General features: G+C 62.1%; 24 protein-coding genes. 12 read left to right on the top strand and 12 right to left on the bottom strand.

Annotated elements, in window-relative coordinates; genetic code table 11:
- Window positions 1-31: 31 nt before the first annotated feature.
- From rplL to ACYU81_RS09235, 3 genes are all read right to left on the bottom strand, one after another.
- A complete protein-coding gene (gene rplL / locus ACYU81_RS09225; protein WP_449471019.1) occupies window positions 32-406 on the bottom strand; it encodes a 50S ribosomal protein L7/L12 in 375 nt (124 codons plus the stop codon).
- Window positions 407-487: 81 nt separating this feature from the next.
- A complete protein-coding gene (rplJ, locus tag ACYU81_RS09230) occupies window positions 488-1,003 on the bottom strand; it encodes a 50S ribosomal protein L10 (protein WP_449471020.1) in 516 nt (171 codons plus the stop codon).
- 785 nt (window positions 1,004-1,788) lie between these two features.
- On the bottom strand, window positions 1,789-3,894 hold the full coding sequence (locus tag ACYU81_RS09235; protein ID WP_460987373.1) for a RelA/SpoT family protein: 2,106 nt from the start codon (window positions 3,892-3,894) through the stop codon (window positions 1,789-1,791).
- Between the two features lie 111 nt (window positions 3,895-4,005).
- On the opposite strand from ACYU81_RS09235, the gene ACYU81_RS09240 reads away from it, so the two are divergent.
- The 3 genes from ACYU81_RS09240 to ACYU81_RS09250 are packed head-to-tail and all read left to right on the top strand — an operon-like array spanning window position 4,006 to window position 6,438.
- Window positions 4,006-4,488: a winged helix-turn-helix transcriptional regulator gene (locus ACYU81_RS09240; protein ID WP_460987375.1), complete on the top strand. Its 483-nt coding sequence runs from the start codon at window positions 4,006-4,008 to the stop codon at window positions 4,486-4,488.
- A gap of 46 nt (window positions 4,489-4,534) precedes the next feature.
- Window positions 4,535-5,641 (top strand): sensor histidine kinase, encoded by a 1,107-nt coding sequence (locus ACYU81_RS09245; RefSeq protein WP_196225242.1) that lies wholly within the window; start codon window positions 4,535-4,537, stop codon window positions 5,639-5,641.
- Window positions 5,638-6,438 carry a LytR/AlgR family response regulator transcription factor gene (locus tag ACYU81_RS09250; RefSeq protein ID WP_196225243.1) on the top strand — a complete coding sequence of 267 codons (801 nt, stop codon included), beginning with the start codon at window positions 5,638-5,640 and terminating at the stop codon, window positions 6,436-6,438. Before ACYU81_RS09245 ends, ACYU81_RS09250 begins: the two co-directional genes overlap by 4 nt.
- Before the next feature lie 7 nt (window positions 6,439-6,445).
- Here ACYU81_RS09250 and ACYU81_RS09255 read toward each other — a convergent pair whose 3' ends face one another.
- A complete protein-coding gene (locus tag ACYU81_RS09255; protein WP_460987378.1) occupies window positions 6,446-6,862 on the bottom strand; it encodes a GtrA family protein in 417 nt (138 codons plus the stop codon).
- Between the two features lie 45 nt (window positions 6,863-6,907).
- On the opposite strand from ACYU81_RS09255, the gene ACYU81_RS09260 reads away from it, so the two are divergent.
- Entirely contained in the window at window positions 6,908-8,809 is a 1,902-nt protein-coding gene (locus tag ACYU81_RS09260) for a hypothetical protein (protein WP_460987380.1), read from the top strand.
- On the opposite strand, the gene ACYU81_RS09265 is transcribed toward ACYU81_RS09260, so the two are convergent.
- Window positions 8,771-9,229: a nucleoside deaminase gene (locus ACYU81_RS09265; RefSeq protein ID WP_460987382.1), complete on the bottom strand. Its 459-nt coding sequence runs from the start codon at window positions 9,227-9,229 to the stop codon at window positions 8,771-8,773. The genes ACYU81_RS09260 and ACYU81_RS09265 overlap by 39 nt on opposite strands.
- A gap of 39 nt (window positions 9,230-9,268) precedes the next feature.
- A complete protein-coding gene (locus ACYU81_RS09270; protein ID WP_196225247.1) occupies window positions 9,269-9,490 on the bottom strand; it encodes a hypothetical protein in 222 nt (73 codons plus the stop codon).
- A gap of 155 nt (window positions 9,491-9,645) precedes the next feature.
- On the opposite strand from ACYU81_RS09270, the gene rpmB reads away from it, so the two are divergent.
- Window positions 9,646-9,939: a 50S ribosomal protein L28 gene (gene rpmB / locus ACYU81_RS09275; RefSeq protein ID WP_196225248.1), complete on the top strand. Its 294-nt coding sequence runs from the start codon at window positions 9,646-9,648 to the stop codon at window positions 9,937-9,939.
- 122 nt (window positions 9,940-10,061) lie between these two features.
- On the opposite strand, the gene ACYU81_RS09280 is transcribed toward rpmB, so the two are convergent.
- A complete protein-coding gene (locus ACYU81_RS09280; protein ID WP_460988154.1) occupies window positions 10,062-11,063 on the bottom strand; it encodes an esterase-like activity of phytase family protein in 1,002 nt (333 codons plus the stop codon).
- 277 nt (window positions 11,064-11,340) lie between these two features.
- On the opposite strand from ACYU81_RS09280, the gene ACYU81_RS09285 reads away from it, so the two are divergent.
- Complete coding sequence (locus ACYU81_RS09285) at window positions 11,341-11,751, top strand: glycine zipper 2TM domain-containing protein (RefSeq protein WP_460987385.1); 411 nt, start codon at window positions 11,341-11,343, stop codon at window positions 11,749-11,751.
- A gap of 133 nt (window positions 11,752-11,884) precedes the next feature.
- Here ACYU81_RS09285 and ACYU81_RS09290 read toward each other — a convergent pair whose 3' ends face one another.
- Complete coding sequence (locus ACYU81_RS09290) at window positions 11,885-12,112, bottom strand: circumsporozoite protein (RefSeq protein ID WP_460988155.1); 228 nt, start codon at window positions 12,110-12,112, stop codon at window positions 11,885-11,887.
- Window positions 12,113-12,327: 215 nt separating this feature from the next.
- On the opposite strand from ACYU81_RS09290, the gene ACYU81_RS09295 reads away from it, so the two are divergent.
- The 5 genes from ACYU81_RS09295 (at window position 12,328) to ACYU81_RS09315 (ending at window position 18,873) form a co-directional block, all read left to right on the top strand.
- The gene (locus ACYU81_RS09295; protein ID WP_460987387.1) at window positions 12,328-13,299 is read left to right on the top strand and encodes an ArsR/SmtB family transcription factor; all 972 of its coding nucleotides are present in this window, start codon (window positions 12,328-12,330) and stop codon (window positions 13,297-13,299) included.
- Window positions 13,296-14,228: a methylenetetrahydrofolate reductase gene (gene metF, locus ACYU81_RS09300; protein WP_449471036.1), complete on the top strand. Its 933-nt coding sequence runs from the start codon at window positions 13,296-13,298 to the stop codon at window positions 14,226-14,228. Before ACYU81_RS09295 ends, metF begins: the two co-directional genes overlap by 4 nt.
- Window positions 14,225-15,271 carry a homocysteine S-methyltransferase family protein gene (locus ACYU81_RS09305; protein ID WP_460987389.1) on the top strand — a complete coding sequence of 349 codons (1,047 nt, stop codon included), beginning with the start codon at window positions 14,225-14,227 and terminating at the stop codon, window positions 15,269-15,271. Before metF ends, ACYU81_RS09305 begins: the two co-directional genes overlap by 4 nt.
- 124 nt (window positions 15,272-15,395) lie before the next feature.
- Window positions 15,396-17,993 carry a methionine synthase gene (gene metH, locus ACYU81_RS09310; RefSeq protein WP_460987391.1) on the top strand — a complete coding sequence of 866 codons (2,598 nt, stop codon included), beginning with the start codon at window positions 15,396-15,398 and terminating at the stop codon, window positions 17,991-17,993.
- Window positions 17,994-18,006: 13 nt separating this feature from the next.
- Window positions 18,007-18,873, top strand: a complete 867-nt coding sequence (locus ACYU81_RS09315) for an SGNH/GDSL hydrolase family protein (protein ID WP_460987393.1) — start codon at window positions 18,007-18,009, stop codon at window positions 18,871-18,873.
- 7 nt (window positions 18,874-18,880) lie between these two features.
- On the opposite strand, the gene ACYU81_RS09320 is transcribed toward ACYU81_RS09315, so the two are convergent.
- Complete coding sequence (locus tag ACYU81_RS09320) at window positions 18,881-20,026, bottom strand: serine hydrolase (RefSeq protein ID WP_460987395.1); 1,146 nt, start codon at window positions 20,024-20,026, stop codon at window positions 18,881-18,883.
- 185 nt (window positions 20,027-20,211) lie between these two features.
- Between ACYU81_RS09320 and ACYU81_RS09325 the strand changes: the two genes are divergently transcribed.
- Window positions 20,212-21,030 carry an alpha/beta fold hydrolase gene (locus ACYU81_RS09325; RefSeq protein ID WP_460988156.1) on the top strand — a complete coding sequence of 273 codons (819 nt, stop codon included), beginning with the start codon at window positions 20,212-20,214 and terminating at the stop codon, window positions 21,028-21,030.
- 11 nt (window positions 21,031-21,041) lie between these two features.
- On the opposite strand, the gene nadB is transcribed toward ACYU81_RS09325, so the two are convergent.
- From nadB to ACYU81_RS09340, 3 genes are read right to left on the bottom strand one after another with little or no spacing between them, the layout of a single operon-like run.
- A complete protein-coding gene (gene nadB / locus ACYU81_RS09330) occupies window positions 21,042-22,646 on the bottom strand; it encodes an L-aspartate oxidase (protein WP_460987397.1) in 1,605 nt (534 codons plus the stop codon).
- A 4-nt stretch (window positions 22,647-22,650) separates the two neighbouring features.
- Window positions 22,651-23,103: an endonuclease domain-containing protein gene (locus ACYU81_RS09335; RefSeq protein WP_460987399.1), complete on the bottom strand. Its 453-nt coding sequence runs from the start codon at window positions 23,101-23,103 to the stop codon at window positions 22,651-22,653.
- Window positions 23,100-24,038 (bottom strand): ABC transporter ATP-binding protein, encoded by a 939-nt coding sequence (locus ACYU81_RS09340; protein WP_460987400.1) that lies wholly within the window; start codon window positions 24,036-24,038, stop codon window positions 23,100-23,102. Before ACYU81_RS09340 ends, ACYU81_RS09335 begins: the two co-directional genes overlap by 4 nt.
- Between the last annotated feature and the right edge of the window lie 67 nt (window positions 24,039-24,105).

The following is a 24,105-nucleotide window of genomic DNA, read 5'->3' on the forward strand; positions in this document are numbered from 1 at the left end:
CGGTGCTCCGCGCGGGGCGGAGCAAAACCGATTACTTGAGCTCGACAGTCGCGCCGGCTTCTTCCAGCTGCTTCTTGATCTTCTCGGCTTCGTCCTTGCTGGCGCCTTCCTTGACAGCCTTGGGCGCGCCTTCGACGAGCGCCTTGGCTTCGGTCAGACCCAGGCCGGTGATGGCGCGGACTTCCTTGATGACGTTGATCTTCTTGCCACCGTCGCCGGTGAGGATCACGTCGAACTCGGTCTGCTCTTCAGCAGCCGGAGCAGCGGCGCCAGCAGCCGGACCGGCGACGGCGACGGCAGCAGCGGCCGAAACGCCCCACTTTTCTTCCAGAGCCTTCGACAGCTCAGCGGCTTCGAGGACGGTGAGGGCCGAGAGCTGATCGACCAGTGCGTTGATGTCTGCCATGTTACTATATTCCCTTCTGGGCGGGGCATGAGCCCCTCAATTGAAAGTTGATAACCTGTCTTGTCGGTAGGACCGCGGCGATTAGGCCGCGTTCTTTTCCGCATAGGCGTTGAAGACCCGCGCGAGCTGCGCAGCCGGTGCCTGGGTGACGGTCGCGAGCTTGGTCGCGGGTGCAACGAGCAGCCCAACGATCTTCGCACGCAGTTCATCCAGCGACGGCAACGATGCGAGCGCCTTGACGCCCTCTACATCGAGCAGCACTTCGCCCATTGCGCCACCAACGATCTCAAGCTTGTCGTTGGTCTTGGCGAATTCGACTGCAACCTTGGCGGCGGCAACCGGATCGGCCGAGGAGGCGAGGCCGACAGGACCGGTCAGCAGGCTGCTGAGCGCGGTATAGTCGGTGCCTTCAAAGGCGATTCTGGCGAGGCGGTTCTTCGTAACCTTGTAGGTGCCACCGGCTGCACGCATCTTCTGACGCAATTGGGTCGACTGTGCGACCGTCATGCCGAGGTTGCGGGTCACGACGACCACGCCAACATCTGCCAGATGTGCGTTCAGCGCGGAAACGACCTCAGCTTTCTGATTACGATCCATGCCATTCTCCACTTCATGTTCGCTGGCGAACCAGCAAACGACTAAAACCCGCGCGAACGCGGGGCACTTAAAGTCCGAAGGGGAGAGATCGACTGGCCCGTATCCCTTGAGGAGAACAGGCAGACCCGGACAGGACACAAGGTCCGGCCGGTAAAGAGCTTTTCCCCGTCTAGGCCGGAAATTAAGAAGGGCAAATTCCCTTCACCGACTGTCTCGGACGGAAGACCCCGAAGGGTCCGCTGCGGGGGCCTCTACAGAATTGGAGGTTTGCTGTCACGCGAAAGTTGAAAGTGACGTAGGGAATGGCGGAAAAGCGCCATTTTTGTCCCGAAGTTCACACCATATGCGCGCGCGTGCCCGGGCGCGCGTGGGCGTCATGGGAAGCGGTTCGACGTTTCAAAGAGGGCTGGGAGATAGGCAGGTTGGGGCTGTGTAGGACAGCGGGAATGGGAGGGTGTGGGGGAAATAGGATGGTTTTTGCGGGGGGTGTGATGTTGGGGATACAGGTGGGGATGGCTCGCGACTGATAGGAACATTCCCTCTCCCCTTCAGGGGAGAGGGTGCCGAGCGAAGCGATGGCGGGAGAGGGGCCATAAGGAGCTGCGGCTCGTCATTCCCCTCTCCCCGGCCCTCTCCCCTGAAGGGGAGAGGGAGAAGATCCGCGGTCAGCGCTTTTGCCCGAGATGCCAGCCTTTGTTGGCGTGCTGCTTAAGAATAAGATCTTGCGTTGCGCTAGCCCACCCCCCGGCCCCCTCCCGCTTGCGGGAGGGGGAGATGCTGCTGCCCTAAACCCGGTCGGCCTGTACTACCGCGTCCAGTGCTCGCAACGCGGAGAGAATGCGGTTCAGGTGCTGGGCGTCGTTGACTTCCAGATCGATGATGTCGGTGTGGAACGGCCCTTCGCGGTTCACCAGCTGGAGGTTCAGAATGTTCGCCTTGGTCGCGCCGAACACGTTGGCGACGGCGGCAAGCGCGCCGGGCTGGTTCTTGACGATGACCTGGAGCCGCGCGGTTCCGCCCTTGGACTTGCTGTCCCAGCTGAGATCGACCCAATCGTCGTCCTGCCCGGCTTCGAGCGATCGGCAGTCAATGGTGTGCACCTCGATCGGTTCGCCCGTGCGGCGTACACCGACGATGCGGTCGCCGGGTACAGGGTGGCAGCAGTCGCCCAGATTATAGGCGATACCGGGCGTCAGGCCGCGGATCGAGACGGGCGCGTGCTGGCGCGGATGGGCTTCCTCAATCCCGTCTACGCTGGTGGAGCCGGGGATAAGAGCCTCCATCACCTCTGAATCGAGCAGGCGATGAGTAGCGATGGCCACCATCAGAGACCCGCGATCATCCAGCTTTAGCCGCTTCAGCGCGGCCTTCAGCGCCTTGTCACCCAATTCGCTCGCCAATTCGGGCGAGAAGCGGCCGATGATTTCCTCATAGAGCTTCTCACCCAGCGCAACTTCCTCGCCGCGCTGTTTCTGGCGAATATAGCGACGGATCGCTGCGCGGGCCTTGCCGGTGATCGCAAAGGTGAGCCAACCCGGCTGCGGCTCCTGCCCTTCCGATTTCAGGATTTCGACCTGATCGCCATTTTCAAGGCCGGTACGCAAGGGCACGACGCGGCCGTTTACCTTGGCGCCGACCGTCTGGTTGCCCAGCGAGGTATGGACGGCATAGGCGAAGTCCACCGGCGTGGATCCCTTGGGTAGCTGGTGCAGCTCGCCTTTGGGCGAGAAGGCGAAGATCCGGTCCTGATACATCGCCATGCGGGTATGTTCGAGCAGCTCGTCCGCATCCTGGCTCTGTTCCAGGATTTCGACCAGGTCGCGCAGCCATGCCGCATGATGATCGGCCGCGTCGCCCTTCTGCTTGTAGGCCCAGTGCGCGGCCAGGCCGAGTTCGGCGTCGTTGTGCATGTCGCGGCTGCGAATCTGCACCTCGATCCGGGCGTTATCCTGATGGATCACCGTGGTGTGCAACGAGCGATAACCGTTGCGCTTGGGCGTGGAGATGTAATCCTTGAACCGGCCCGGCACCATTTTGTAGGTCTGGTGGATGACGCCCAACGCGCGGTAGCAGTCCTCTGTCGTTTCGGTGATGACGCGGAAGGCCATGACGTCGGTCAGCTGTTCAAAGCTGATGTGCCGTTCCTGCATCTTCTTCCAGATGGAATAGGGGTGCTTTTCGCGGCCTGACACGGTGACGGACAGGTTCTTGCCGCCCAGCAGCAGTTGCAGTTCCGCGCCGATGCGATCGACCTTGCCATGGCCGCCTTCCTTCAGCTGTTCGAGCCGCTTGGTGATGCTGTCATAGGCTTCCGGCTCAAGCTCCCGGAAGGCGAGCAGCTGCATCTCGCGCATGAAATCATACATGCCGATCCGCTCCGCAAGCGGGGCGTAGATGTCCATTGTCTCGCGGGCGATGCGGCGGCGCTTCTGCTCATTCTTGATGAAGTGCAGCGTTCGCATATTGTGCAGCCGGTCGGCCAGCTTCACCAGCAGAACGCGAATATCGTCCGACATGGCGAGCAGGAATTTGCGGAGATTCTCCGCCGCCCGCTCATTTTCCGACATCGCTTCAATCTTCGACAGCTTGGTGACGCCATCGACCATCTTGGCGACGTCCTTGCCGAACGCGCTCTCAATCTCGTCATAGGTGACGAGCGTGTCCTCTATCGTATCGTGCAGCAGCGCGGTCACGATCGTCTGGTCGTCCAGGCTGAAGTCGGTAAGAATGCCCGCCACTTCGATCGGATGGCTGAAATAGGGGTCGCCGCTGGCGCGCTTCTGGGACCCGTGTTTCTGGACGGAGAAGACGTAGGCGCGGTTGATCATCGCCTCGTCCGCATCCGGATCGTAGCGCTTCACCCGCTCAACAAGTTCATATTGACGCAGCATCGTGACCCGATTGTCCGGGAAGCATCTTGCTGTGCAACAAAAAAATCCCATCTTTGGACAAAATGGCTGCTCTTTTGCATGGGCTGTGGCTTTGAGCTATCTAGACGGACGATGAAACATAATCTGGCGCAGGACCTGGAACAGTGCGCGCTCCCCAGCGCGCTGGAAGCGATGGGCGAGCGCTGGTCGTTTCTCATCCTGCGCGGCGCATTGTCGGGCATCCGGCATTTTGAAGATTTTCAATCGTCGCTCGGTATCGCGCGCAACATCCTGGCGAACCGGCTTTCGCGGCTGGTCGAGAACGGGATCATGCTGCGTCAGCCGATGCAGTGCGACCGGCGCAAGATCGAATATCGCTTGACGGAAAAGGGGCAGGAACTGGCCCCGGTCATGATCGCATTGCGTCAATGGGGCGAGAAATGGGGATGCGGATCGCCGTCTTGCCAGGTGCTGGCGGACAAGCGCGATGGCCAGCCGATTCGCCGTGTGACCATTCAGGCGCATGATGGCCGGGCGCTGGAACTAAAGGACCTTGTCTGGCTTTGCCCCGACGAGGTCACGCCGATGGATCAGGAAGCTGCTACGGCGGCGTAACTTGGGTGGCTTCACCCTGAACCTCAATTCGCCTAGGCTGACGGCGATGTCTGTTCAACCTATTCAGCCTCAGCCTTTTTTCGCTGACAAGAACCGCGCTTTCTGGAACCTGCAATCCGTCGGTTGGGCGGGTGCGTTCCTGCTGCGTGGGTCGTCCACCATCGCCAATGGGCAGCCGCTGTCCAGCCTGATCCCGGTGATGATTTCCACTGTGTCGGGCTATTCGGTGACCCTGCTGATCGCGGTCATCTTCCGATTTCTGCAACGACAGCGGCCGATCATCACCTGGGGTGCTTCGATCGTTACCGTGGTAATGGCGGCTGGACTGGTCGCCTTTATCGACGCCTGGGTTTTTTCGACCCAGAACCGGGCGAGCGAAACGGCGGGGCTGCAACTCTTCCTTGGCGCCTTTTATCTCAGCATAACGCTGCTGGGTGCCTGGTCGGCGCTTTACTATGCCATCAACTTCTACCTTCAGGTGGAGGAGCAGGCGGACCAGCTGCTGCATCTGGAAAATCAGGCGTCGAGCGCGCAACTGGCGATGTTGCGCTATCAGCTCAATCCGCATTTCCTGTTCAATACGCTGAACAGCATATCGACGCTGGTGCTTTTGAAGCAGACGGATCGCGCCAACGCGATGCTCTCACGCCTGTCGTCCTTTTTGCGCTATACCCTGATCAATGAACCCACGGCGCAGGTGACGATCGAGCAGGAGGTGGAGACGCTCAAACTCTATCTGGAGATTGAGAAGATGCGGTTCGAGGACCGCCTGCGGCCGGTATTCAACATCGATCCGGCCGTCGCGCAGTCGCGATTGCCTTCCCTGCTGCTCCAGCCGCTGGTGGAAAATGCCATCAAATATGCGGTCACCCCCAAGGAAGAAGGCGCCGAAATCTCCATCACGGCGCAGCCTGCCGGTGAAAATGTCCGGATCGTCGTATCGGATAGCGGCCCGGGATTGAACGAGGGGTTCACTCGCCCGAACATCCCAATGAGCGAGGGGACAGGCGTTGGCCTGGCGAATATCCGCGATCGCCTGATTCAAGCGTTCGGGGAACGACAGAGCTTTGAAACGCGTTCCACGCCAAGCGGCTTTTCGGTCCATATCGAAATGCCGCTTAATCTGGATGAACCATCGAAAGTGGCCGCATGACCATCAGAACAATCCTCGTCGATGACGAAAGCCTGGCTATTCAAGGCCTCAAGCTGCGTCTGGAAGCGCATGAGGATGTCGAAATTGTTGAAACCTGCTCGAATGGCCGCGAAGCCATCCGCGCGATAAAGACGCATAAACCCGACCTTGTGTTCCTCGACATTCAGATGCCGGGATTCGATGGCTTTTCCGTCGTTCAGGGCCTGATGGAGGTTGAGCCGCCGCTGTTCATTTTCTGCACCGCTTATAGCGATCATGCGATTCGTGCCTTTGAGGCGCAGGCAGTGGATTATTTGATGAAGCCGGTGGATGAAGGGCGGCTTGCCGACGCGCTGGACCGCGTGCGTCAGCGCCTGTCGGAAAAGAAGCAGGTGCAGGAAGCGGAGAAGCTGCGCGAGGTGCTGGCGGAGGTCGCGCCCGATGCCATGAACGATTTCAACGCGGATGAAGAGGCGCCATCTTCAAATCGGTTCGAGAAGCTTATCAACATCAAGGACCGGGGGCAGATTTTCCGCGTCGATGTCGATTCGATCGAGCGGATCGATGCCGCTGGCGACTATATGTGCATCTATACGGCGGACAATTCGCTCATCCTGCGGGAGACGATGAAGGATCTGGAGAAGCGGCTCGACCCGCGCAATTTCCAGCGGGTGCATCGGTCGACCATCGTCAATCTCAGCCAAGTGCGGCAGGTGAAGCCGCACACCAATGGCGAATGCTTCCTGGTGCTGGAATCAGGCGCTCAGGTGAAGGTCAGCCGGTCGTACAGGGATGTCGTCGCCCGCTTCGTCCATTGACGCGCGCCTAGCGGAACACCCATTGGCGATTGAGGCCGAACACCACTGCTGGCGTCACGAATATCATGGCCGGGATGGGCGACCATTCCGGCCATTTCATATGGGTGACGCAGAGGAAGACCCAGAGGGCGTTCAAAGCATAGCTAAGCAGGGACACGGCCACGAACTTGACGCCGCGCGCCGCATGGTTCCCGTCGCTATCCTGATCACGGAAGGTGAAGAGGCTGTGGGTGACATAGCCGATCAGGACTGCCGCCACATAACCGGTCGTGTTGGCAAGCTGCGGGTGCCATCCGGCTAGCGCCGCGAGCGTCCAGTAGATGGTGGCCTGGCAGGCTGTGATGAACAGGCCGCTGAGGCCATATCGCACGATCTGCCAGAACAGGGCCTGCCGTTCCGGCGTCAGACGTGACAGCAATTTCATGAAGGCCCCGTTGCGATTTGATGCGAACGCTCTAATCCACCGGCCATGAACTTGCAAAGCGGCTTCACCCTGCGGGAAAGATCCCGGCGCGCCCTGGTTTGGACGTCTGCATGGGCGCAGGTGCACTGGAAATGGCTGACCTTCCTGATGTGGGTCGCGGCCGTGACCTGGCTGCTCTATTCGCGCTGGCCCGCCATCCACTGGCTGACGCTCAACGATACCGACGACAATATGCGGTATTTGCAGGTCAAGGACTGGCTGGCGGGGCAGGGCTGGTATGATCTGAGGCAATATCGGCTTGATCCGCCTGCCGGGTTCAACATTCACTGGTCGCGGCTGGTCGATCTGCCGATCGCGGCGCTGATGCTGTTCTTCCGCGCGTTTCTGGAGCAGGGGCTGGCGGATCGGCTGGCCTGCGCGATTGCGCCGATGATCCCTTTGTTGCCGCTGATGCTGGGGCTGGGTTTCATTGCGCGCCGCCTCGCTGGAGGCAATGGCTGGATACTGGCCGCCCTGGCCCCCTTCGCGGCGCAGATGGGCATCAGCATGTTCCTGCCGATGCGGGTCGATCATCATGGGTGGCAGCTGGCCCTGACGGTACTGATGCTCGCGGGGCTGATCGACCGTAACTGGCTGCGCGGCGGCATCGTGGCGGGGGTGAGCAGCGCGTTGTCGATCACCATCGGTATGGAGATGATCGTCTATCTGGCGGCGGGCGGGGCGCTGATCGCGCTTCGTTGGGTATTCAAGGAAGGCGCGGCGAGGCGGATGCTGCCCTATGCGCTGAGCCTTGCTGGCTCGGTTTCCATCCTGTTCCTGCTGTTTGCAAGCTACGCAAACCGGCAGATGGTGTGCGACGCTATCTCGCCTATCTGGGTCGCCATATTCGGGGCAGTGGGCGCGGGCATGACACTGCTGGCGCTGCTGCCACTACGCAGCTGGCAGGCCCGGCTGTGCGCTGGCGTGCTGGTGGGGGGCGCCGTCGCGGCCTTTGCATGGCTCAATTGGCCGCAATGCCTGACGGGCGCCTATCAGATTTCGCCGGAACTGGAGCGGCTGTGGCTCGCCAATATTCGTGAGGCCAAGCCGATCACGGTTCAGGCGTGGAGCCTGATCGTGCCGCTGATGGCCATTCCGGTTGCGGGGCTGTTCGGACTGATCTGGGCGCTTTGGGAGTCGCGGCGTGACAGCGACCGGCTGTGGGCCTGGGCGACGGTCGGGCTGATGATGCTATTCTCGACGGCGCTTCTCTTTTGGCAGTTGCGGGCCGGACCAGCGGCGCAGCTGCTCGCCATCCCACCGGCGGCTTGGGCAGCGCACCGTGTGCTTCAGCTTATATTCTTCGGCAGGCCTCTTGCGCGTGTGGTCGGCATCGTCGGAGCCGCACTGCTTGCCGTAGCAGCGTTCGCGACGCCGCTTTATCCGCAGATCAATCAGTTGTGGGTCAGCGTGACTGGTGAGAAGCCCAAAGTACAACGCCCGGCGGCGAAGACTCGACTACAGTCGATCAGCAAGGCCAATGGCCGCTGCCGGTCGCTGCCCGCGCTGGAGGTGCTGAACCAGCTTCCTTCCGCTACCATTTTCACAATGGTGGACCTGGGGCCGCGCCTGATCGCGACCACGCATCATAGCGCGATCGCGGGTCCCTATCATCGCAATGGCACGGTTATTCTGGACCTGCACCATGCCTTCGACGGACCGGCGGACGCATTTCGGCCGATCGCCGCGCGGCATCATGCGACCTACCTGCTGATCTGCCCGGGCTTTCCGGAAGGGACGGTTTACCAATCCCGCAGCCCTCGCGGCTTTTATGCGGGGTTGATGCGGGGCGATGTTCCCGGCTGGCTGCATCCCGTGGCGTTGAAGAGCGGCTTCGCCTTGCCCTACACCCTCTATCGCATCGATTATTCAGCGGCGGGCAGCGAAAAAGTCACGCAGCAGCGCTGACGCTTCCGCTTCGCCCAGTCCGCCATAGACTTCAGGTCGGTGCAGGCATTGAGGTTGGGTGAAAAGTCGAGGCCCTTGCTCGATCGCGCCGCCTTTGGGGTCAGCAGCACCATAATATAGCCGGGCGATGCGTGCGTGGGATATGGCCCCTGCGCACATCGGGCAGGGCTCCAGCGTTACCCAAAGGTCGCAGCCGGTGAGGCGGAAATCGCCCAGCCCTTCCGCCGCAGCCCGAAGCGCAACGATCTCAGCATGGGCGGTAGGATCGCAATCGCGCCGGTTGCGATTTTCTCCTTCGCCAACGATCCGCCCGTCGAGCGTGACGACGGCGCCGATCGGCACCTCGCCCGCAAGTTCAGCCGCGCGTGCGAGTTCGAGCGCGCGGCGCATAGGTTCGGGAAGCGGAAAGGGCGGTGCCATCCGCCAGCCCTTACAGCATAGCTATCGTCTATAAAATGATCAGGGCTTCTTCACATCGACGGTCGGCACTTCGACGGTTTCGTTCCGCGTGCCCACTTCGACCTTGGCCACGTCGGCCTGGAACTTTGGCATTTGCCCGCCTTCCACGGCGATTTTGGGCAGGCTGCCCTCCTGCGTCTTTTGCAGGTCGATGAAGCCGGTCGCGATGCCAGCGGCCAGCACCAGCAAAACAATCACCAACAAGCCACCAATGAGTCGCATTGCTCCCTCCTTTCGTCTATCGGCTGCAAACGTCCGAGCCGTGGAAAGGGTTGCGAAAGCGATCCGATCTGGCCGGTGGGCGGGTTGACGGCTTTCCGGAATCCCGCTACTGGCGCCGCTTTCCGAACGAACATGAACTACAAGGTTGATTGACTATGTCGCGCATTTGCGAGCTGACCGGCAAGGGTCGCCAGGTGGGTCACAATGTTTCCCACGCCAATAACAAGACGAAGCGCGTGTTCCTGCCCAACTTGCAGAATGTGTCGCTGATTTCCGAAACGCTGGAAACCACCGTCAAGCTGCGCGTGTCGACGCATGGCCTGCGTTCGGTTGAACATAATGGCGGGCTGGACAACTGGCTGCTGAAGACCAACGACGACAAGCTGTCGCTGAAGGCGCGCCGTCTGAAGCGCGACATCGTCAAGAAGCAGGCTGCTCCGGCCGCCTGATTCGGTTCGATTCGTTTCGGCTTTAAGAAGCGGCCTGGTAACGGGCCGCTTTTTTGCGTGCCGGGAGGATGCGCCCGCGCATCATTCCCGCATGTGCGGCGCTGCCCGACACCGCTCTTTTCTCAACGAATGCGGGGCGCCCCGCGCAGCGCAAATTTCAGCAGCAGGGTGCGCTGAAAAAATTCATGATTATCGTCTGACACGATCCACACGATAGTGCGCCCGGCCTCGCGCGTGATAGCCAGTCCTTCGAAGTTATCGGCCAGCAGGGGCGGAGCGAGACGGGCGATCGTGCGGGCGGTCAACCGATCGCCGGATTCCGGATGGGACGGCAGCTCTATGAGGGCCAGAGTGGCCGTGAACAGATCGCGCAGCGTCACGCGGCGATTGAGCACCAGAATGTGACGGTCATCCAGAGCGACGGCATCCGTCGGACGATAGCCCCGTGGCGCTACATAGCGAAGGTGCATGGGCGATGCGGTGCTTTGCTCCGCCGGATCTCCGGCAAAGAGCAGCGTGTCATGGCTTCCATCCGCCGTCATTCCCATTTCCGCGATCACGAGGAAGCGCCCGTCGGGCAGGAGCGCCATGGATTCGATCGAGCCCGTTTCCGGCCAAGCCTCTATCTCCGGCCAGGTGCGGCACGTTTCAACCCGCGAAAAGCCGGGGGCGTAGCGGCAGATGCGCTGAAGCATCTCAAAGCCGACCCAGTAGCGATCCGATTCCGTATCATGCGCCATCGCCTCTGAATCCCATGCCCACCACGGCTGGGACCCGTCCTGCACCCTGATTGGCAGGGGGGCGATGAAGGGATGGCGGTTGTCGATTGCAGGTCTGACCGCGAAACCCATTAGAGTGCCGGAATCGCTCAACGCCAGCACCTGTCCTTGCTGATCTACCAGCAGGGAGGAGATGCCGCCAAATCCATGGTGGGGGCTGCTGAGTTGCCAGCCTCCCAGATAATCGAGCGCGCCGATGCCGTGAACAGCCGGATCGGACGCGTTTAGTGGCAGGGCGCGCGCGGTAACGAGCAGCGGGCCAGGCCCAAATAGTTCAGGCTTGTTCTTGTGCGGCGCCGGCAAAAGCAGGATCGCAAGCAGCAGGACGATCAGGATACGGCGCATCGCCCCGCCATAGGCAATCCCGCCTGCCGGACCAACGGCTGATTGTTCATATATGCTGTTCGCCTGCGGGACAGGGACCAGTTTTTCCATTGCGGTGATGAGCGTTCAGGTCAGGTCTTGATGAGCGGCAACCGGCTGGGGACGGTGCTTTTTTATCTGAACGGTGGCTGACACGCCCATTCAGGCTTGGCTCAATGCGAATCGGCCAAAAGGGGTGCAATCGATGGGGCGGCGGAGACGCGCCGGAGTCGGTAACGACATGATTGAGGAGCACGCCATGAAGACCAAGTTTCTGATCAATATGGGGGCCGCGCTGGCAATGGGCGTTGCTTCCTTGGCCGTAACCGCAGCGCCTGCGCAGGCCCGTGACGGCTGGGGCCGTTATGATCGCGGTGACTATTATCGCGGCGATCGGGGCTATCGCGGATACCGGGGTGACTATTATCGCGGCTATCGTGGCGACCGCTACTATCGCGACAATTATTATCGTGGCTATCGCGGCGGCTATCGCTGCCGGGACAATGGCACGGGCGGCACGATCATAGGCGCGATTGCCGGTGGCTTGCTGGGCAATGAAATCGGCAAGGGCAGTGGCCGCTACGGCCGCCGGGGTGACGGCACCACGGGCGCGATTGTCGGTGCGGGCGTGGGTGCGCTGGCTGGCCGGGCGATCGATCGGGACTGCTGATCAGTCACCCGCTGCTGGATAGAGGAGGGCTGCCCCAAAAGGGCAGCCCTTTTCATTGCAATCGCGCGGCCCAAAAGAAAAGGGCCGCTCCGTTGCCGGGCGGCCCTGTTTCCAAAAATCCCGAGAAGGGAAATTACATCGCGTTCGCGGCAGCGTTCGATGCAGCGTTGCTGGCGTTCGAAGCGGCGTTGCTGGCGTTCGAAGCAGCATTCTCGGCAGCGTTCATGGCGTTGTCAGCAGCATTCGAAGCGTTCTCAGCAGCGTTGGCCGAAGCATTGGCGGCATTGTCTTCGCCCTTCGAGCAAGCGGCGAGGCCGAGCGAAGCGGCGAGAACGAGCGAAAGAGCAATCGACTTGGACATGGGCAAACCCCTCTCAGAGATAAAAACGTCGCAGACCACTCTCGGAGAAAAGTTCACCCCCCATTGCGCCTGCGGGGCCGATTCGTAATGCCTTGGATCACTCAAGGCAATCCCCATAGTGCGACTCGCCAATTTCCGGGCTTCCACTTCCATGGCCTGTTTGAAGGGCGGCAGGGCCATTGACGTATATAAAGATTTCTTTATATGATGTGCCCATGAGCGCTGCAATCGACATATTCCGCGCCCTTGGCGATCCGACGCGGCTGCGCATCATCTATCTTCTGCGCGCCATGGAGCTTGCGGTCGGTGAAATCGCGCAGGTCGTGGGGCAGAGCCAGCCGCGCGTGTCCCGCCATGTCCGTATCCTTGCGGAGGCGGGTCTGGTCGAACGGCGCAAGGAAGGCAATTGGGTTTTCCTGCGCCTGGTCAGGGGGGAGGCCATGGCGCCCTTCCTGACGCTGTTCGATCAGCTGGTGCCGTCGGAAAGCGAAGATCTGTGGCAGAAGGCCGACCTTGCCAGGCTGGCGGCGGTTCGTGCGGATCGGTCACGGGCGGCGGAAAGCTATTTTGCCGAACATGCCGAGGAATGGGACGCGATCCGGTCGCTGCATGTGCCCGATGTGGATGTCGAAGCGGCCATGACCGCGCTTTTGAGTGCTGAATCCATCGGTCATCTGCTCGATATCGGCACGGGTACGGGCAGGATGATCGAGCTGTTCGGGCGCTCGGCGGATCAGGTTACCGCGCTTGACCGCAGCCCCGATATGTTGCGGCTGGCGCGGGCCAAGCTGCCTGCCGATGCAGGCGACAAATATGCGTTGGTGCTGGGCGATTTCGGGGCGCTGCCGCTGGAGCCGGGCAGCGTGGACACCGTGGTTCTGCATCAGGTTCTGCATTATGCGCAGGCGCCCGAAGCGGTGATTGCGGAAGCGGCGCGCGTCACCGGGGCAGGCGGCCGGGTGCTGATCGCCGATTTCGCGGCGCATGAACGGGAAGAATTGCGGCTGCGCGATCAACATGCGCGGCTTGGCTTTTCGGATGCGCAGATCGAAAGCTGGTTTGCGGACGCAGGTTTGGAGCTGGAACGGGTGGAGGTGCTGCCCGGCCAGGAATTGACGGTAGTATTATGGCTGGGCCGCCGCCGGGGCGCGCGAATCCTGCCCATCGAAGGACGAGTTTCCCTATGACCCTGAGCTTCCCATCCGTCGAAGAGGCCGCGCGGGCTTGGCAAGCGCCGCTCTACGCCGATCTGGCGGGCGACCTGAATGTGAGCTTCGAATTCTTCCCGCCCAAGACGGAGAAGATGGAAGAGCAGCTGTGGTCGGCGATCGAGACGCTGACGCCGCTCGCGCCCAAGTTCGTGTCGGTGACTTATGGTGCTGGCGGATCTACGCGGGAGCGGACGCACAATACGGTGGCGCGGATCGCGAAGGAAACGCCGTTGTCGGCTGCCGCGCACCTGACCTGTGTCGCGGCGAGCAAGGCCGAGATCGACGAGGTGGCGGACGCCTATTGGGAAGCGGGCGTGCGCCATATCGTCGCCCTGCGCGGCGATCCGCCGGAAGCGGGTACGAAGTTTCAGCCGCATCCTGAGGGTTACAAGGGCGCAGCGGAACTGGTCGAGGGCCTGCGCAAGCGTCACCCGTTCGAGATTTCGGTGGCCGCTTATCCCGAAACGCACCCGGATGCGTTCTGCGCGCAGAGCGACATCGATAACCTCAAGCGCAAGCTGGATGCGGGAGCCAGCCGAGCGATCACGCAATTCTTCTTCGAACCGGAAACCTTCTTCCGCTTTCGCGACACGGTGGCGGCTGCTGGCATCACGGCGGATATTATTCCGGGCATCATGCCGGTGAGCAATTTCGCGGCTGTCCAGCGCATGTCGGCCATGTGCAACACTGACGTGCCGGGCTGGATGGGCAAACTGTTCGAGGGGCTGGACGATCTGCCAGCGGCGCGGCAACTGGTGTCCGCGACGTTGGCGGCGGAATTGTGCCGCAAGCTCTATGCGGGCGGGGTACGCGACTTTCATTTCTATACGCTTAACCGGGCGGAATTGAGCTATGCGATCTGTCATCTGCTCGGCCTCCGCCCGCAACTGGAGAAGACGGCATGACCGCCGAGGAACGCTTCCGCGCCGTGGCAGCGGAGAAGATCATGATATTCGACGGCGGCTATGGAACGTCGATCCAGAAGCACGGGCTGACCGAAGCGGATTATCGCGGGTCGCTCGATCTCGCCAAGGATCAGAAGGGCAATAACGACCTTCTGTGCCTGACGCGGCCGGACATCGTGGAGGGCATTCACACCGCCTATCTCGACGCGGGTGCGGATATGATCGAGACGAACACCTTTTCGTCGACCAAGATCGCTATGGCCGATTATGGCTGCGAACATCTGGTGCGGGAGATCAACATCGCCGCTGCGCGGATTGCGCGCAAGGCGTGCGAGGCCGCGACGGCTAAGGATGGACGTCCGCGCTTTGTTGCGGGGTCGATCGGGCCGACGAATAAGACTTTGTCGATCTCGCCGGACGTCAATGATCCGGCCTATCGCGAGGTCGATTATGACACGCTGAAGGCCGACTATCGCGAGCAGTGCGACGCACTGATCGAGGGCGGGGTAGACTTTCTGCTGGTCGAGACCTGCTTCGACACGCTGAACGCCAAGGCGGCGGGGATGGCCGCGCGCGAGGCCGAGGCGGCGGCGGGACGGCCGGTGCCGTTGATGCTGAGCTTTACGATTACGGATATGTCGGGGCGGAATCTGTCGGGGCACACGATCAACGCCTTCTGGTATTCTCTGCGGCATTTGAAGCCGCTGACCATCGGGGTGAATTGCGCCTTTGGGGCGGATTTGCTGCGGCCTTATTTGAGCGAGCTGGCGAAGAATGCCGATACGCTGATTTTGGCCTATCCCAATGCGGGCCTGCCCAATGAGTTGGGGCAGTATGATGAGTTGCCGGAGACGACGGCGAGCCTGATCCGCCAGTGGGTGGATGAAGGCTTGGTAAACATGGTCGGCGGTTGCTGCGGCACCACGCCTGCGCATATTGGTGCTGTGGCGAAGGCGCTGGCGGGGCATAAGCCTCGGGTGGTGCCTGAGTTGCCGGTAGTGACGCGGCTTGCCGGGCTGGAGCCCATGCACATCGCGGCGTAGATCAAAATTCCCTCTCTCCTTTAGGGGAGAGGGTTAGGGAGAGGGGCCTGTAAAGGCGGCCTCTCCTCGCATTCCCCTCTCCCCGGCCCTCTCCCCTGAAGGGGAGAGGGAGAAGGTTCAGACAATGACCCAATCGACCGCCACTTTCGTCAACATCGGTGAGCGCACCAACGTCACGGGCTCCGCCAAGTTCAAGAAGCTGATCATGGCGGGCGACTATGCCGCCGCCATCGATATCGCCCGCGATCAGGTGGAGAATGGCGCGCAGATCGTCGATGTGAACATGGACGAGGGGTTGCTCGACGCGGTCGAGGCGATGACGACTTTCCTGAAACTCATGACGTCGGAGCCGGATATCAGCCGCGTTCCGGTGATGATCGACAGCTCCAAATGGGAAGTGATCGAAGCGGGGCTGAAATGCGTTTCGGGCAAGCCGATCGTGAACTCGATCAGCATGAAGGAGGGTGAGGAGGCTTTCCTGCATCATGCCCGCCTCTGCATGGCTTATGGCGCGGCCGTGGTCGTCATGGCGTTCGACGAGACGGGGCAGGCGGACACGCAGGCGCGCAAGGTCGAAATTTGCGAGCGCGCTTACAAGCTGCTGATGTCGATCGGCTTTCCGCCGGAGGATATCATCTTCGATCCTAATATTTTCGCAGTGGCGACCGGGATCGAGGAGCATAATAATTACGGCGTCGACTTCATTGAGGCGTGCCGGGAAATCAAGAAGCGCTGCCCGCATGTCCATATTTCGGGCGGCCTGTCGAACTTCAGCTTCTCCTTCCGTGGCAATGAGCCGGTGCGCCGGGCGATGCACTCGGTCTTCCTCTACCACGCCATTCCGGCGGGTCTGGACATGGCGATCGTCAATGCGGGGCAGTTGGACGTCTATGACGCCATCGACCCCGCGCTGCGCAAGGCGTGCGAGGATGTGCTGTTGAACAGCGATCCGGAAGCAGGCGATCGGCTGGTGGAGCTTGCCGAAAGCTTCAAGGGCAAGGACGCGGCGTCGGAAAAGGCGGCCGAGGAATGGCGCGGCTGGCCGGTCGCCAAGCGGCTGGAGCATGCGCTGGTCAAGGGCATCGACATGTATGTGGTCGAGGATACGGAGGAGGCCCGCCTTGCCGCCGTGAAGCCGATCGAGGTGATCGAAGGGCCGTTGATGGACGGCATGAATGTCGTCGGCGACCTGTTCGGCGCGGGCAAGATGTTCCTGCCGCAGGTGGTGAAGTCTGCGCGCGTCATGAAGAAGGCGGTGGCGCACTTACTGCCCTTCATCGAGGCGTCGAAGGAGCCGGGCGCCAAGGGCAAGGGCCGGATCATCATGGCGACGGTCAAGGGCGACGTTCATGATATCGGCAAGAACATCGTCGGCGTCGTGCTTCAGTGCAACGGCTTTGAAGTGATCGACATGGGCGTGATGGTGCCGTGGCAGGACATCATCAAGGCCGCGAACGAGAATGACGCCGACATGATCGGGCTTTCCGGCCTCATCACCCCTTCGCTGGACGAGATGGTGACGGTGGCGCAGGAAATGCAGCGCGCCAACATGACCATGCCGCTGCTGATCGGCGGCGCGACGACTTCGCGCGTGCATACCGCGCTGCGGATCGACCCGGCTTTTACGGGGCCGGTCGTCCATGTGCTGGATGCCAGCCGCGCGGTCGGCGTGGCGACGGCGCTTGTATCCGAAACGCAGAAGGCCGATTTCGTCCAGAAGACCAAGGACGATTATGAGCATGTCCGCAAGGCGCGCGAAGGCAAGGGGCAGAGCCAGCTGCTGTCGATCGAGGACGCCCGAGCCAACGCATTCGAGATGGATGAGGCGCTGAAGGCGCCCCGTCCGCTGCTGCCGGGTATCCACAGCTTCCCGGATTGGGATCTGAAAGACCTCATCAACTATATCGACTGGACGCCTTTCTTCCGCGCGTGGGAACTGGCGGGCAATTATCCGGCGATTCTTGAGGACAAGGTCGTAGGCGAAAGCGCCACCAGCCTGTTCACCGATGCACAGAAGATGCTGGACAAGATCGTCAGCGAGAAGTGGCTGACGGCGCGTGGGGTCGTGGGCCTATGGCCCTGCCGCCGCGAGGGCGATGACATCATCGTCCATGTCGAGGATGAAAAGCATGTCACGCTGCCGATGCTGCGCCAGCAGATCGCCAAGCGCGAAGGCCGGGCGAACATGTGCCTTGCCGACTTCATCAGCCCCAATGGTGACTGGATGGGCGGGTTCGCCGTATCGATCCATGGCATCGAGCCGCATCTGGCGCGCTTCAAGGCGGCGATCGATGACTATTCGGACATTCTGCTAAAGGCGCTGGCGGATCGGCTGGCTGAAGCCTTTGCCGAGCGGCTGCATCATTATGTGCGGACCGCGCTGTGGGGCTATGCGGAAGGCGAGCAATTGACGAACGAGGCGCTGATCCGCGAGCAATATCGCGGCATCCGGCCGGCTCCCGGCTATCCTGCCTGTCCCGAGCATAGCCTGAAGCCGCTGCTGTTCGACATGCTGGACGCGCATCATGCGACCGGGATCACTCTGACGGAAAGCTTTGCCATGCTGCCCACGGCGGCGGTCAGCGGCTTCTACTTCGGCCACGCGCAGGCGGAATATTTCGGCGTGGCGCGCGTCGGCCGGGACCAGCTGGAAGATTATGCGCAGCGGCGCGGGATTGACCTGGAAACCGCGGAGCGTTGGTTGCGGCCCAATCTGGATTGAGGAGCAGGGCCGGATGCGGCGGTTTTTCCAAACTTCCTTCCCTCGCTTTTTCCTGCTGGGGTTGGTCGCGGCCGTCACCGGCTGCGCGCATGACCAGAGCGTTCGGTACGATGGCGGCATTGCTCCGGGATCGGTCTATGTGGCGATGGGCAGTTCCTTCGCCGCAGGGCCGGGAATTGCGCCATCCGCGAACAGCAAACCGGCCATGTGCGCCCGCTCCGCAAACAACTATGCGCAGCAGCTTGCAAAACGGCGTGGGCTGGAGCTGGTCGATGTCAGTTGCAGCGGGGCGACGACCGGCGGCGTACTCAACGGTTGGGCAGGCATCCGCCCGCAGATCGAAGCGCTGACGGCGGAAACGCGGCTCGTCACCATCACCATTGGCGGCAATGACGTGGGCTATATCGGGGGTCTGATGGGGGCTTCCTGCCGTCAGGTGAATGCGGCGAGCGGGGTTCGCTGTCCGCCCACCCTGGCGCCCAAGGAAGAAAGATGGACGGCGCTGGACGCAGCGCTTCGCCGTATCGCGGCCGAAGTGCGGCAGCGCGCGCCCAAGGCCAGGCTGATATGGGTCGATTATCCTGTGGTGCTTCCGGGGAAAGGCCTTTGTGCCGCCACGCCGGTTTCTCCTCAAGAGGCGGAGATGGCGCGGGCCATGGCGAAACGGCTGGCGGCGCTGACGGCGCGCGTGGCGCGGGAGACCGGCTCATCCATTCTTGCGGCCTCGCGCCTTACCGTCGGTCATGACGTCTGTGCACGCGACCCGTGGATGGACGGTTATCCGGTGCAAGGCGGCAAGCCGGTCAGCGCACCCTATCATCCCACGCTGCCGGGCATGACGGCGATTGCCGCCGCGCTCGACAGGATGCTTGATCGCTAAGGCGGCGTTACCGCTTTTCGTGGTTCGCGGCCACGGCCTTTGCCACCGCCTGCATCAGTTGCCAGCGCGTCGGGATCGATTCGGTCGTGCTGCCGATCATTACCGCCACCGCATAGCTGGTCCCGTCTGGCGCCGTCATGATGCCGACATCATTGAAGCCGGTCGAGCGGGCGCCTAGTTCCTGCCCGGTCCCGGTCTTGTGCAGATAATGCCAGCCAGCGGGCACCCCGCCCTTGATACGCTGCGGCCCAGTTTTGGCTTCGCTCATGATGGACATCAGCAATTGGGCCGAAGCGGGGGAAAGCATGCTGCCTTCCTTGAGCTTGGCGAGCGCCTGCACGATCGAAGAGGGCGCGGCGCCATCAGGCGGGCTGGCGAGATAATTGTCGAGCGCCTTCGCTCGCGCCGCCATCGGCAGCTTGGCACGAGCCGCGTAGAAATTGCGGCCGATCGAATAATCCTGCCGCCACTCCAGACCCGCGGTCGTCGCCTGCAACAGTCGTTCGCCCGGCCCGAAGCGGATATCCTTGATGTAGCGCCGTGACAGATAGGATCGCACAGCCTCCGGCCCGCCAACCGCGCGCAGCAGGGTGTCGTTCGCCGTATTGTCGCTTTGCGTCATCGCGCGGCGCATCAGGTCGGAATAGGTCGTCGTCCATCCGCTGTTGCCCACCAGCGCAGCACTTGGCTGGTGGAACAGGGTCAGGTCTTTCCGCGTGATCGTCGCCGAATCAGACAGGCGAATCTTGCCGCGATCCACCGCGTCGAGGAACGTCATCGATACCCAGAGTTTCGACACGCTCTGCTGCGGGAAAAGCGAGTTGCCATTCCACGCGACCGTCCAGTCGCTGCCGATGCGGCGAACGGCGATGCCGACTTTTCCGCTGAAGCTCTGGCCCAGGTTACGAACGACGCTAACGAGCGCGGGGGGCGGTGTTTCACGCTGATCGACGTCCAGCGCCTGGAAAGGCTTTGGCGGATTGGCGACAGGCTTGATCGGAAAGGTCGATGTCGTCGGCTGCACCCGCGGCGTGGCGCGCGCATGAGGTTCCACAGGCGCGCTGACACAAGCCGAAAGCGCCGCCATCAACAAGACAAGACGGGCCGAACCGCCATAAGGACGCGTGTCGCGCCCGTCATTTCCATTCTTCATCTGCGTCCCCGCGCTCTCCCTACCTCTCTTGGTGGCGCGAGCCTTCCGACTGACAAGGTTCATGCGACGAATGATTCCACAATTGCGATGTAAGGAGTCTGAACGGAATGCTTCTTGCGCTCAGTTAAGGTTAAGCCGCGACCGGGGATGGAGACGAGATGAACATAGAGGTTTTGGACCGGCGAATGCTCCTGCTGGGCGGCGCGGCTGTGGCGGGCGCGCTGATGTTCGGCAGCACGGCTATGGCGGCTCCGTTTGCGTCGCGCAGGATCGCCGTGACGGTTCGGGGCACCGGCCGCGACGTGATATTGATAGCAGGGCTGGCGAGCGGGCCGGGGCTGTGGAGTGGCGTGATGGCGGCTTTGCCGGGCTATCGCTGGCACCTCGTCCATGTGCGCGGCTTTGCGGGATTGGCAGCCGATGCCAATGTGAGCGGTCCCCTGATTCAGCCGCTGGCGGATGAGATTGCGCGCTACATCAGTGCAGCAGGGCTGCGACGGCCAGCGGTCGTCGGGCATTCCATGGGCGGCACGCTGGCTATGATGCTGGGGCTGAAGGGCGTGGCGGGCCGATTGATGGTGGTCGATATGCTGCCCGACGGCGCGGCCATGGTGGGCGGCACGGCGCGGGGCATGGGCTATCTTGCCGATCAGCTGAGCCAATATTTTACCGGGACCAAGGCGGGACGGAGTTACCTTGCGCAGATATTGGCGCAAACTCCCGGTGCGAGGGGGAGTGACCCGGATGTCATTGCCAATGCCCTTCGCGACCTCGCCAATATCGACCTTGGGCCGCAGCTTGGCCGCATCAGCGTGCCCATGGACGTGGTCTACGCCACCGGGTCCGATGCCAGTCAGGCGGCGCAGATCGGTCGAAACTTTCGCGCGGCCTATGCTGCCAAGAAGGATTTGACGCTGACGCCGATCGGGCCGGGCGGCCATGTCATCATGGCGGATCAGCCCGCGCGGTTCAGCGCGGCGGTGAAGCAATTCCTGTCCAGTTGAGCCGCCCACCGTCAGGGCGCGAGCACCGTGTCCACGGCCTCAGGCAGCATGTCCGGATAGTCCAGTGTGTAGTGCAGGCCCCGGCTTTCCTTGCGGCGAAGCGCGGAGCGCACGACCAGTCGGGCGACTTCCAGCAGGTTGCGCAGTTCGATTAGGTCGGGCGTCACGCGGAAATGGCCGTAATATTCGTCCACTTCCTTGGCGAGCAGGTCGATGCGGTGCTGCGCGCGCTCCAGCCGCTTGGTGGTGCGGACGATGCCGACATAGTCCCACATGAAGCGGCGGATTTCCTTCCAGTTATGCTGGACGATGACCTCTTCGTCGCTATTGGTGACGCGGCTTTCGTCCCATGGCCGGATTGGCGGGGGTGCGGGCAGATCGTCCCAATGGGCGCGGATGTGCCGGGCCGCCGTCTCGCCGAACACGAAACATTCGAGCAGCGAGTTGGAGGCCAGACGGTTGGCGCCGTGGAGGCCGCTTTCGGTGACTTCGCCAGCGGCATAGAGGCCGGGCATGTCGGTGCGGCCGTCGAGATCGATGATCACGCCGCCGCAGGTATAATGTTGCGCCGGGACGACCGGGATCGGCTCCTTGGTGATGTCGATGTCGAGGTCCAGCAGCCGGGCGTAGATGGTCGGGAAGTGGTGCCTGACGAACTCCGGTTCCTTGTGACTGATGTCGAGATGGACATAATCGAGGCCGAGCCGCTTGATCTCATGGTCGATGGCGCGGGCGACGACATCGCGCGGGGCGAGTTCGGCGCGCGGGTCGAAGCGGGGCATGAAGCGCTCGCCGCCGCCTGGGACGCCGGGGGGGAGCTTCAGATGGCCGCCTTCGCCGCGCACCGCTTCGGTGATCAGGAAATTCTTGACCTCCAGATTATAGAGGCAGGTCGGGTGGAACTGGTTCATCTCCATGTTGGAGACGCGGCAGCCCGCGCGCCAGGCCATGGCGATGCCGTCGCCGGTCGCACCGCGCGGGGCGGTGGAGAAGAGGTAGGTACGACCCGCGCCGCCGGTGCAGAGGATCGTCGCTTTCCCTAGCAGCGCATCGACATGCTTGGTCCGCTTGTTGAAGGCGTAGACGCCCCAGACATGACCGTCACCCGAATAGCGCTCGCCATGGCGGGAGGTGATGAGGTCGATCGCGACCATATCCTCCAGCAGGGTGATGTTGGGATTGGCGCGGGCGGCCTTGAGCAGGGCGACCTGAACGGCGTGGCCGGTGGCGTCGTCGACGTGGACGATGCGGCGGTGGCTGTGCCCGCCCTCCCGCGTCAGGTGCCAGCGTTCGCCAAATTCCTCGCCGCCGTTGAAGGGTACGCCGAGTTTCGCCAGCCTCTCGATGGCGGCGGGGGCTTCGGATACGACCAGCTCCACCGTTTCGCGATTGTTGAGGCCAGCGCCCGCAACCATGGTGTCGTTGACATGGGCTTCGAAACTGTCGCCTGCGTCGAGGACGGCGGCGATGCCCCCTTGCGCCCAGTTGGTCGAGCCGCTGTCGAGCGCGGCTTTCGCGAGAACGATGACCTTGCGGTCTTGCGCCAGGTTGATGGCGGCGGTTAGGCCTGCCGCGCCGGAGCCGATGATGACGACGTCGTGGGTGGTGGTGGGCATGGACTTACTCGCTCCCCTCCCGCAGGCGGGAGGGGCTGGGGGTGGGCAAATGCGCAAGCGTGGTGACTATGTGGGACATCACGCCTTCCAGATTGGTCAGCACATCTGCATTGGTGAAGCGTAAAATGGAATAGCCTTGGGCGCGGCAATAGGCGTCGCGGCGCGCGTCATAATCGGTTCTGTTGTCGTGGGTGGAGCCGTCGAGTTCTATGATGAGCTTGGCTTCACGGCAGAGGAAATCGGCGAAGTAGGGGCCGATTGGGATTTGGCGGCTGAATTTGTGGCTGTTTAGCTGACGGTTGCGGAGATGTTGCCAGAGGAGGCGTTCTGGTGGGGAGGCTTGGTTGCGGAGGGACTTGGCGCGGGTGGTGTTTCGGTTTTTGAAAGGTCGCGCTGGCCCACCCCCCAGCCCCCTCCCGCCTGCGGGAGGGGGAGCAGGTTGCCCTTCCTCCTTCACGCCGCTGCCGTTAGGTTGAGGAAGACATCCTCCAGATCCGGGTCTCGCGTGACGACATCCACGATGGACAGGCCGCTTGCCTGGACGGCGCTTAGCACCTGCCCGGCGTTGGCGCGGTCTTTCATATAGGTGATGGTCAGCGTGCGCGGGTCGGATAGTTCGACCTTCTCGAAACAGGGAGCATCGGGCGCGGCGGTGATGTCGCGGTCGACCGTCACTTGCACGACCTTTTCCTGCGCCATCGCGATCAGTTCACGGGTCGGCTTGTCGGTGATCAGTCGGCCATGGTTGATGATGCCAATGCGATCGCACAGCTCTTCGGCTTCTTCGAGATAGTGCGTCGTGAGGACGATGGTCACGCCCTGCGCGTTGAGTTCGCGGACATAGGCCCAGAGCTGCTGGCGAAGCTGGACATCCACGCCTGCGGTCGGTTCGTCGAGCACGAGGATCGGCGGCGAATGGACCATCGCCTTTGCCACCAGCAGACGGCGCTTCATGCCGCCCGACAGAGTGCGGGCATAGGCGTTGGCCTTGTCCTCCAGATGGACAGCGCGCAGCAGTTCCATCGAGCGGCGGCGCTCCTTTGGCACGCCATAATAGCCCGCCTGATTCTCCAGCGTCTCGAATGGCGTGAAGAAGGGATCGAAGACGATCTCCTGCGGCACGATGCCGATGCTGTTCTTGGCATTGCGGGGGTTCTGGTCGATGTCGAAGCCCCAGATTTTCGCGGTGCCGCTGGTCTTGTTGACGAGGCCGGCGAGGATGTTGATCGTCGTCGACTTGCCCGCGCCATTGGGGCCGAGCAGGCCGTAAATCTGGCCGCGCGGAATGGTGAGGCTGATATTGTCGAGCGCGCGCTTTCCGCCCGCATAGACTTTGGTGAGGTTGGTGATCTCGATCGCGGGCATGGGGGCGGGGGCGGGGCTGTCGGTCATGGCGGCTTATGTGGAGTGGAACGGCTGAAAATGAAAGTCACCTGTTCCTGCCTGCGCGGGAACAGGT

This window comes from Sphingobium sp. TomTYG75 (assembly GCF_054771635.1).